This is a genomic window from Pseudoflavonifractor phocaeensis, assembly GCF_016901955.1.
In the GTDB taxonomy this organism is placed as follows: Bacteria; Bacillota; Clostridia; order Oscillospirales; family Oscillospiraceae; genus Flavonifractor; species Flavonifractor phocaeensis_A.
The window spans coordinates 1-9,335 of record NZ_JACJLC010000099.1; the positions used below are offsets into that span (position 1 = coordinate 1).

The 9,335-nt window shown below is 44.9% G+C and carries 9 protein-coding genes; all 9 read right to left on the minus strand.

The window, feature by feature from the left end; translation table 11 throughout:
• Nucleotides 1-117 precede the first annotated feature (117 nt).
• Nucleotides 118-513, minus strand: coding sequence for a metal-dependent transcriptional regulator (locus H6B51_RS14905; protein ID WP_204884440.1), 396 nt, complete (start codon nucleotides 511-513; stop codon nucleotides 118-120).
• Between the two features lie 14 nt (nucleotides 514-527).
• Nucleotides 528-1,994 carry an ABC transporter ATP-binding protein gene (locus H6B51_RS14910; RefSeq protein ID WP_335342181.1) on the minus strand — a complete coding sequence of 489 codons (1,467 nt, stop codon included), beginning with the start codon at nucleotides 1,992-1,994 and terminating at the stop codon, nucleotides 528-530.
• Between the two features lie 2 nt (nucleotides 1,995-1,996).
• Nucleotides 1,997-2,770, minus strand: a complete 774-nt coding sequence (locus tag H6B51_RS14915) for an energy-coupling factor transporter transmembrane component T family protein (protein WP_006572723.1) — start codon at nucleotides 2,768-2,770, stop codon at nucleotides 1,997-1,999.
• 104 nt (nucleotides 2,771-2,874) lie between these two features.
• The gene (locus H6B51_RS14920) at nucleotides 2,875-3,480 is read right to left on the minus strand and encodes an MptD family putative ECF transporter S component (protein WP_006572721.1); all 606 of its coding nucleotides are present in this window, start codon (nucleotides 3,478-3,480) and stop codon (nucleotides 2,875-2,877) included.
• Between the two features lie 133 nt (nucleotides 3,481-3,613).
• On the minus strand, nucleotides 3,614-4,609 hold the full coding sequence (locus H6B51_RS14925) for a helix-turn-helix domain-containing protein (protein ID WP_204884442.1): 996 nt from the start codon (nucleotides 4,607-4,609) through the stop codon (nucleotides 3,614-3,616).
• 175 nt (nucleotides 4,610-4,784) lie between these two features.
• Entirely contained in the window at nucleotides 4,785-6,539 is a 1,755-nt protein-coding gene (locus H6B51_RS14930) for an ABC transporter ATP-binding protein (RefSeq protein WP_040646842.1), read from the minus strand.
• Nucleotides 6,532-8,325, minus strand: a complete 1,794-nt coding sequence (locus H6B51_RS14935; RefSeq protein ID WP_204884443.1) for an ABC transporter ATP-binding protein — start codon at nucleotides 8,323-8,325, stop codon at nucleotides 6,532-6,534. Before H6B51_RS14935 ends, H6B51_RS14930 begins: the two co-directional genes overlap by 8 nt.
• Before the next feature lie 154 nt (nucleotides 8,326-8,479).
• Nucleotides 8,480-8,863, minus strand: a complete 384-nt coding sequence (locus tag H6B51_RS14940) for a hypothetical protein (RefSeq protein WP_204884444.1) — start codon at nucleotides 8,861-8,863, stop codon at nucleotides 8,480-8,482.
• A gap of 277 nt (nucleotides 8,864-9,140) precedes the next feature.
• A partial coding sequence (locus H6B51_RS14945; RefSeq protein WP_204884445.1) for a winged helix-turn-helix domain-containing protein occupies nucleotides 9,141-9,335 on the minus strand: 195 nt, incomplete at its 5' end.

The following is a 9,335-nucleotide window of genomic DNA, read 5'->3' on the forward strand; positions in this document are numbered from 1 at the left end:
CAGGGAGCGATACCATCGGCTCCTCGTCGACCTCGATTTTTTCTATCTCAGGGTGGTTTTTGAGGATAGACAGAATCTGCTCCAAAACTTCCGTATCTCTTTCGTGCAGCTCCAAAATCATGACTCGTCCGATGATATCACCGCTTTCTCACTCAGTTTACGAGCTGCTTTCAGTCGCTCAAAGGTTTCTTTACTAATTACATGCTCGATCCGGCAGGCATCCCGTTCCGCCGTTTCGGGGTCTACGCCGGCTTCAATCAGCCGGTCGGTAAAGAAGCGGTGCTTTTCGTAGGTGGCCTCGGCAACCTCACGGCCGAGATCAGTCAGGTGCAGGAAGTGATCTCCATCCATGAGTAGGAAGCCGCCCTTTTTTAGTGTAGCCACCGCATGACACACACTGGGCTTGGATACCTCCATGTGTCGGGCAACATCTACGGAGCGCACCGTGCCCATCTTCTTATGGAGAACCAGAATGGCCTCCAAGTAATCTTCGCCCGATGCATGAATCTCCATTGTTCGCACCACCATTACATAAAATATTTTTTCGATAGAGCTTTCAGAGTTTCCGACGAAAGCCTATGATTTTGAATGGCCCCGTGATCGTCTAACTGAACCACCTCCGTGCAGGTGCGGACGATAAATTCAAAGTCATGGGATACCACAAAAACAATTACCCCGGAATTTGAAAGCTGCTCCATCAGATTGCTGACACGCACCATCGAATCATAATCCAAACCACTGGTAGGCTCGTCAAAGTAGATTACCGGACTGCCCTTTACGATTGCCGCACCAATGGTTACACGCTGTTTTTGGCCGCCCGAAAGAGAGGCTGGATGACGCTCACGGTATTCTGAAAGCTCCAAAGCCTCCAATGTAGCTTCTACTTTTTCTCTACAATCTTCATTCATTCCCAGGGACAATTCTTCTTCCACACTGCTGGCAAAGAGCTGATAATCTGTATCCTGCATAACAAGATAAGAAAGAGACCGCCTTTGCCGGGGAGTAAGGTTCTTCCCATCAAAGCTGACTTCTCCATGCCGCTGCTTTAACAGGCCGGTAAGGATAGATAAGATAGTCGTTTTTCCAGCCCCGTTGTGCCCCAGGATGCCAATCACATCACCTGCATGAGCTTCAAAACTGACATTGTGAAACACATCTGGCCCCTTCTTATAGGAAAATCCCAAATCATGTACTTCCATCCGGTGTGTGCCATTATGCGGGCGCTGCTTTCCCTGATAATGCTCCGCATCACGCTCCGGGTATGCTGTCCGCAAGCCGTAAGAAATGCGTATTTCATCAGACAGTGAGCAAAATTGCTCTCTCGAAAACTCACGCTCAACTTTACCTTCCTGAATAAGAAAAACTCTGTCAATCAGATCGCGCAGATAGTAAAAGCGGTGTTCTACCACAAAAATAGTGTATCCGGCACATTTGAGTTTTCCCATAATTTCGGCAAGCCGCTTGGTAGCGGCATAATCCAAATTTGCAGATGGCTCATCGAAAATATAGACTTTCGGGGAAAGCGCATACACAGAACCGATTGCAATCTGTTGCTTTTCACCACTGGATAAAGCAAAAATGCTTCGATTCAAATATTCCACCAGTTCCAGTTCTTTTGCAGATTTTGCAATGCGACTGATGGTTTCCTCACGGGTAAGCCCAAGATTTTCACAACCGAAAGCTAATTCCCTCGTTGTATCTGTCATAAAGAACTGGGAACGGGGGTCCTGGAATACAGTTCCTACCTGTCCGGCCAACTCGGAGGGCTTCATGTCCAACAGAGAATGCCCATCCATGAGCAAGTCTCCTTTGATTTCGCCAGGATAAAAGTGCGGAATAAGACCATTGAGGGAGCGGATCAGCGTCGTTTTTCCGCAGCCGCTTCTTCCTGTCAGAAGGATAAACTCGCCGGTCTGTACGGTCATATCAATACCACAGAGAGTAAAATCCTGGCTTTCTTCATAACGAAAGCTAAAATTCTGAAATGAGATCATCGTCATACCCTCCACAAAATGATTTCCCCGATTTGAGTTTGATCGATAAGAAGCAAACCAGCCAAAAAGAGGACACCCAGCAGAGATACCACGATTTCCGGCCATGCAAAACGGATCGGCCTCAGCGCGTACCGCTTGCATTCCAGCTCTAATCCGCGTGTTGTGCCGGACGCTGCCAGTTCGTCCGTGACCTTCAGACACCGCATCAGCAGCGGTATCAGAATATACTCTATCGTTGCCAGCGGATGGGATAGCCGTTTCCAGAGAGTATCGCTGATACCCCGAATATCCATCGTGCTGCGGATTTGCCGGTATTCAATTCGTAAAGTAGGAACATAACGGAACATTACTACCAGGGGAATGGTGACAGCTTGAGGAAAGCGCATCCGTTGGAAGGCTACAATCAGATCGTCCATGTATGTTGTTCGCAGAACCCATAATCCTACCATTATGACTGGGATAAGTTTTAGAGCCGCAACGCCAATGATACTGGTAAGCATAAGTAATATTGGAACTTGAACATATCTCAATAAGGCGTTAAGGTACGCAACTATTATGTAGATTATATTCATCTTTACAGCCCATCCCAGACCACTTCCTGCAGCGATAAATAGGCCATAGGCCAGTACAAGCATAAAACTGACAAGTTCCCCACCCAAAAAGTAGCTGACACATCCAATACCAATTAAAAGTAAAAGTTTGCATCGTGGGTCCAAAAGTGCAGTTCCTTGAAAGGCTCTCTGTTTAATGATTTGTTTGATTTGTGGTTCTTCCATTTTGTTGCCTCCAATAAATCAAAATGCGGAGCTGTTATCAGCCCCGCATTTGAAACCAAACAGCCCTCTTGCCTGCGCTTATCTGATGAAGTATAGGGGCTGTATCAATTATTTACAGATACCAGTCCAGCCTTAACAAAGTGTTTATTCAGAAGTTTTTGACCGATAATAGATCCAACCAATCCTCCCAGCAGGCCTCCTGCAACAATAACAAAAAGCATAGGCGTTGAAGTGATTTTCAGCATTCCATCTATGTAATCTTGTGCAATATTATTTTTCTCCATCGCTCCAACAAACGCACTCTGCAAAAACTTGATGGGGCAGATTGCGCCGAACGCATAAATACCACAGTACAGTGTGTAAGCGACGGTCATGGTTCTGCGTGTAATCTCCTTACGAGCCATAAACAGGAAGTCACAAAGCAGACTGCCTGCCACCACGGCAATGGGGATAAACCAAAATGCGCCTACAAGCAAAAAGAGAACAGCTTGAATCACGCCGCTAATAGTAAACACACCTTTTTTCGGAACCTTTGCTAAAAGCAGCATCATCACGATTCCATTTACAACAGGTACAATAGATGGATAGAATACATTGGTGACAGGCCCAGCAAAGCTTAAAACCCCACTGAGAAGCATGCAGATGAACCACATGAGGGCAGTAAGAACACCGATGAGAATAAAGTCTTTTGCATGTAACCTTTGCTGCATACTTTATCTCCTCCTTCCGTATAATAAAAATGTCGTGCAGTTAGAATACGCTAACTACACGACATAGAATACCAATTACCTTGTACTTAAACAACCCAAAAGCAATCCGTTTCCACCCAAAAACTACCCAACTTTATTTTTGGGGGCCGCACAAATAGGTCTGCCTGTAATTTTTGGGGACAACGCCATACTTTTTTTTGAAGGCTGCTGCAAAATTACTTGGTTTCCCATATCCTACCATAGTAGCTATTTCACTCACATTCCAATCTCCGTCTAAAAGTAACCGTGCCGCCTGTATCAAGCGTTGGTCGATGATATACTGATGAATAGACATCCCGTAAAACGAAGAAAACCCTTTAGACAGCTTTGGTACACTCAAATGAACTATGCGGGATAGTTCTTCGCAGGAAGGGGCAAATGCAAGCTGTTCATCAATCACCTGTTTTGCTTCCAAAATAGCGGTTCTCTCTGTCCGGGACAAAGAAGTCTCTTTCCCCATCAGAATATCTACTTCAAGAATTTCTCCCAAATAGACCGACAACAGCTCCAGCACTTTTCCATCCAGATACAGATATCCTAATCCACCACGATACTGAGAAAAATTACTCGTCTCAGACAAGAGTTGCTCCAGCATGGGAGTAACCGAAACCTTTGAAATACCGCTTAAAAGCTTCTTTCTATAGGCAGTAAGTTCTTGGCCGTCAAAATAGTCTGTCAGCAGATCCATAAAATAGTTTACTGGTATTTTAATGCTCTTAAAAAAGAAATCTCCGTTTTTGGGATAGCAGATTGATTCTGTTTCTCCTTGACCGACATAGAAACAGGATTCTTTTTTATGCATGACAACAGAACGGTGTTCCTTCATGTTTTCCCATGAAACGCCATCCTGTAAGCAAAAAATAATTTGCACATACTCCTTTCTGACAGGACCTTTTACACTTAAATCATTGTCGGCCTGGTAACTCATCTTCCAATCAGAAAGAATGATCCCGTGCTTTATTTGCGTTTGTGTGATTCTGCCTCTACCCAATTCGGGCGGAATATCCATAGACATTGTTTGAGGAGTATTGAATGTTATATCATGATAAAGCTTATAAAGCGTATTAAGATATTGATTGCCGCGAGACAATTAGCCCACCCCCTTTTTTCATAGTCGGTTAGTTTTTGCTAACTTATAATACCGTATTTTTGTGCAAAGGTCAACCGAAAACAATCAATGTGATTATCCGCAAATATTGTCTTGGCATATTATAAATATCGGGTGCAGAGAGATTCCCTGCACCCGATGCTGATAACTTGAAAATCTATGCCAATTTCCATTGAGCACTTGCACTGCGTTTGGCCCAGAACTCCTTGTATGGGCCGTTTTGTTTCAAAAGTTCCTCGTGACTGCCTGCTTCCGTAATACGACCTGCTTGATCCAGCACAATGATTTCATCTGCCATTCGGATCGTTTCAAGTTTGTGTGCAACAACAACCAAAGTAGAATTCTTTCTGAGAACTTCTATGGATCGAACAATATTTGCTTCGTTTTCAGCGTCCAGTGCCGATGTTGCTTCATCCAATAAGACGATCGGTGCATGTTTTAACAGTGCACGCGCAATAGAGACGCGCTGGCGCTCACCGCCCGAAAGTGAACGCCCGCCTTCACCGCAAATGGTATCCCATCCATCAGGGAGCCGCTGTACAATCTCAGTTACTCCGGCAAGATCCGCGACGGCATGTAGTTCCTGATCCGTTGCATCTGGCTTTGCAATAAGTATATTGTTCTTTAAGCTATCATTGAATAGATAAACATCCTGAAACACAAAAGATATCTGACGAAACAAATCTTCTGTTGTATAATCTCGTAAAGCTATATTGCCAATATGGATTGTTCCTTCATCCACATCATAAAAACGAGCAATCAATTTAATAATCGTTGTTTTTCCGCATCCAGAAGGCCCGACTACGGCAAACATTTTATGCGCAGGGACTGTGAAGCTGATGTCTTGTATCACCGGTTTATCCTTCGTATAGGAGAAGGACACACAGTTTAATGTGATATCAGCATTTTTAGGTTGACCTTTTGTCTTTGCAACGACGGACATCTCAGGGGCACCCATAACTTCATCCAGACTATTCAGCATTTGACGACGGTCTTCCATTCCGAAAAGAGAAGAAGCAATATCATTTAAGAGAGTGGTAAATCGTAGAGTAACACCAATCATTACGACGGTCTCTAATGCTTCGATATCTCCCGCAACACCTAAAAGGCTGATAAATGTAATCATCCCTGCAACAAGCATCTGCACACCCATACCGGAAAGAACCTGCCCCAGAGCACTCCACCATAACCCGCGAACAGATTGCCTTTTGCTGTTTACAAAACTGCTTTTCAATTCTTCGTAATCTGCACCGGTATGGCAGGCGCGTAAAGCTCCCTGGCAGTGATAGAATTCCACTACACGAGAGGCAATTTCTTGTTCCGCCGCATCCTCCAGACTGTTTCCTTTTCCCACACAGACCTGCGAAATTTTCATGAGCAGGAAAAGGACTGGAATCGCAAGCGTTAACAAGATACCAAGTTGCCAATTCCAAAACCATATAGCAATGCAAAAAACTATGACAGCCGACACATTTTTAACCAGCTGCCCAATAAAGAAGGCAGCAGTCTGTCCGGTTGAAAGCATCTCCTGGGTTACCATACGGGAAAGTCTCCCTGCGCTATCTGCCTGGAACCAGCCCAATGGTAAGCGTGCTACCTTATTGCCAACGATTTTTTGCACATTCTTCATAAAGCCTAAGCCGGCAGCATAACTGAGCTTTGTCCCCCAAAAAGAAAAAACAGAAGCGAGAAGAGCCACACTTGCAAGTACAATTACCCAGTCCCTAAAAGACAGACCCCACTGCGGATTCATCGTTTGCAAAGCCATGGCAGCCGGCATCATTATGCCAAGTGCCAACCCGATCAAAATTCCTGAGAGAATACAAAGGCCGGTTCCCTTTTGGTGCATTTTTCTATCATCATTAACCATATACCGATGAAACCTTGGCAAAAGCCGCTTTGACTTATTCATGATTTTCCTCTCCCTCCTTATCATCAGGGAAACCGCCTTGTCTCAGTAGAGCCTGATAGTGCGGATGATGCAGCAGTTCTTGGTGCGTTCCAACTGCAACGATGTTCCCGTTCTCCATCACCGCGATTTGATCTGCACCTAAAATAGCATTTAGGCGGTGTGCAATGACCAAAACTGTTCGGTTTTGAATCAATGTGCTGAGAGCTTTTTGAATTTCCAATTCAGAATCCGGATCAGCAAAGGCCGTAGCTTCGTCCATGATTAAGATCGGTGCATCTGCTAAAATCGCACGTGCAATACTGATCCTTTGACTTTCGCCTCCCGAAAGCAAACAATCCGTTCCCAATACACTATCATATCCCTTTGGCAGAGACATAATATAGTCATCGATTTGGGCCACTTTTGCCGCCCTGCGCACATCATCCATTGTTGCATCCGGTTTTGCAAGCGATATATTGCGTCGGATACTGGCGTTCATAAGCATAGGATCTTGAAGCACAAAAGCAATATTGTTATAGAGCGTTTGCGAGGAAATATCTCTTAAATCAACACCGCCCAAACAAATGGAACCGCTTTGTGGATCGTCGAATCGCGCGATGAGAGTAGCAAGGGTAGACTTGCCAGATCCGGAGGGACCAATCAAAGCCGTAATGGTATTTGGCTTCAGAGTAAGGGTGACATCATTTAATGCTCGGGTGTCTCCGTATGAATATGTAACATTCTGAACCTGTACCGTAAGACCATTGGGCTGTTTTGGAGAGTTTGTCTCAGGGATGACAGGAATGTCCATGATGTTGCAAAGACGGACTGCGGCGGCTCCTGCCATCTGATAAGACCATGTTGTATTTGCAACAGAGCTGATTGCTACCGGTAATACAATTGCAATCAGCGTACAAGCCAGAACCTGAGGAAGACTTGCAAAACCGGCTACAAAGAGCAATGCCCCTCCACCGAGATTTATAAGCAAAAGCAATGGAACTGAAATAAGTTCTCCCGCCACAGAGCAAAGCCCAATCAACGGTGCACACCACTCCCAATAGGCCTGGGAAAAATCTTTTGTAGCTTCTTGATAGTTCTGATGGGCCTCTCCTGTCTTTCCAAAAGCCTTTACCACTTTAATGCCTGCTACCAGTTCAATCATACTGGAAGAAACCTTAGCCAGATGCCGGTTCATTTCCGCAGTCTTGGGGCCCATATCTTTCATGGATAGTCCTTGTAGAAAGAAATACAGCGGGATGGTTGCAACACCAACCAGGGCCAGCCGCCAGTTTACCACAAACATAAAAACAAGCAGCACCAGCGGCGACAAAACGCCATTGAGCACATCAACCGGCGCATGGGCCACTACTGTATGAACCGTCTTCGTATCGTCCTGCACTGCATTTCGAATTTTGCCGGAATCCGTTTGGCTAAACCATGCCAGCGGGACACGACTTAAACGACTTACAATTTGTTGACGTATGACAAAACGCAACTTCATATCTGCAAAGTGTGTGATAATTAATGACAATGCATGGAAAAACAATCTTGAAAGGAATGCCATGATCAGCAGTTCAACAACTTCATGTACTTGCTCCGCACGGAGCTGTTCTCCTGCCATTTGAACCGACAAAAAAATATCGCCTAACCACACTAAGGCTAAATAAGGGACAAAAGCCAATAGCGCCGAAAAAATTGTCAATACCTGAGCTATTGTCACCCATACTTTTATTGGCTTGGACAGACGTTTCATCGCAGTTTGCCCAGCCTGATTATTTTGGTGGTCTTGTTCCTTTACTACAGACATAGGATTACCTCCTCGCTTTTCAAATGCAACTTGTACAGTTAACTTAGGCTAATCGTATAACACATATAGATTAGCAATTCTTTTTATCTGTTCCAACCCAAAATATACCTTCTTTAGCCCAAAAATTCTAAAACCATTTACAAATCGGTCAATTTCACTTTCTTCTATCTCTCAACCTACGACTTGTGGTACAAATCATAGTAGAAATTGTGAAAAGTATGGAATACTCCACTTTGGGTTCCATGGTCTGCGTCAAAAAGCTGTCAGGATTCTTCGCAGCGTTTTCCGCGTTTCTTTTGTCCTTTTTCTTCAACACTCTTGTGACAAGGCCGGGGCAGCGACTAAGCAGCCCGCCTGCCAGCAGGCGCAGAAGGAGGGGCGTCCAATCAAAATGAGTGGTCGCCAGCAGTCCCCAGCCGTTGGTGGAGAGGCCGTATTTCTTGCCCACCACACCGACAGCCACAAAGAACATGCAGCCGGTCAGATTCTTGGTGCCGCTGCTGCTATCCCCTCCGATAAAGGAAAAGTGCTCCAGCATTTCCCGCTCAAAGTAGGTCCAGATTTCTGAATTGCCTGGACTGGTTCATGTGCTTCCGCAAAGAGTCGAAGTAATGCTAAGTTAATTCCCCAATAACAGAAAACCGGTCGAGATCTCATGCACGAGATCTCGACCGGTTCTTTTTTGTTGTATTTAGGTCATTTTGCAATGGTTCACAAAAATTATTCAGAGAACAATGATTATCAGGCCTTCCGTTATATTGTAATTGCTTTGACTGGAATTACAGAAAATGCGCAAAAATCTTACAACAGGTTAGCTACTCAAGTCGTTCAGTAAATGCTTCCAGACAATAGCCGACTTCCCGCACGGAGCGAATGTAGAACGGGGCATCTGGATTAGCCCGATACAGCTTCTCGCGCAGGTTGCAGATATGAAATCCTATCGTATTGTTTTCGTTTCCTGTAGTGAAATCGCCCCAGACCTGTTCGTAAATCTGTGCGTAGGTCAGCAC

Coding starts and splice junctions, on each gene's coding strand:
- H6B51_RS14905 (WP_204884440.1), bottom strand. CDS start 513: ATGGAGATTCATGCATCGGGCGAAGATTACTTGGAGGCCATTCTGGTT.
- H6B51_RS14910 (WP_335342181.1), bottom strand. CDS start 1,994: ATGATCTCATTTCAGAATTTTAGCTTTCGTTATGAAGAAAGCCAGGAT.
- H6B51_RS14915 (WP_006572723.1), bottom strand. CDS start 2,770: ATGGAAGAACCACAAATCAAACAAATCATTAAACAGAGAGCCTTTCAA.
- H6B51_RS14920 (WP_006572721.1), bottom strand. CDS start 3,480: ATGCAGCAAAGGTTACATGCAAAAGACTTTATTCTCATCGGTGTTCTT.
- H6B51_RS14930 (WP_040646842.1), bottom strand. CDS start 6,539: ATGAATAAGTCAAAGCGGCTTTTGCCAAGGTTTCATCGGTATATGGTT.
- H6B51_RS14935 (WP_204884443.1), bottom strand. CDS start 8,325: ATGTCTGTAGTAAAGGAACAAGACCACCAAAATAATCAGGCTGGGCAA.
- H6B51_RS14940 (WP_204884444.1), bottom strand. CDS start 8,863: ATGCTGGAGCACTTTTCCTTTATCGGAGGGGATAGCAGCAGCGGCACC.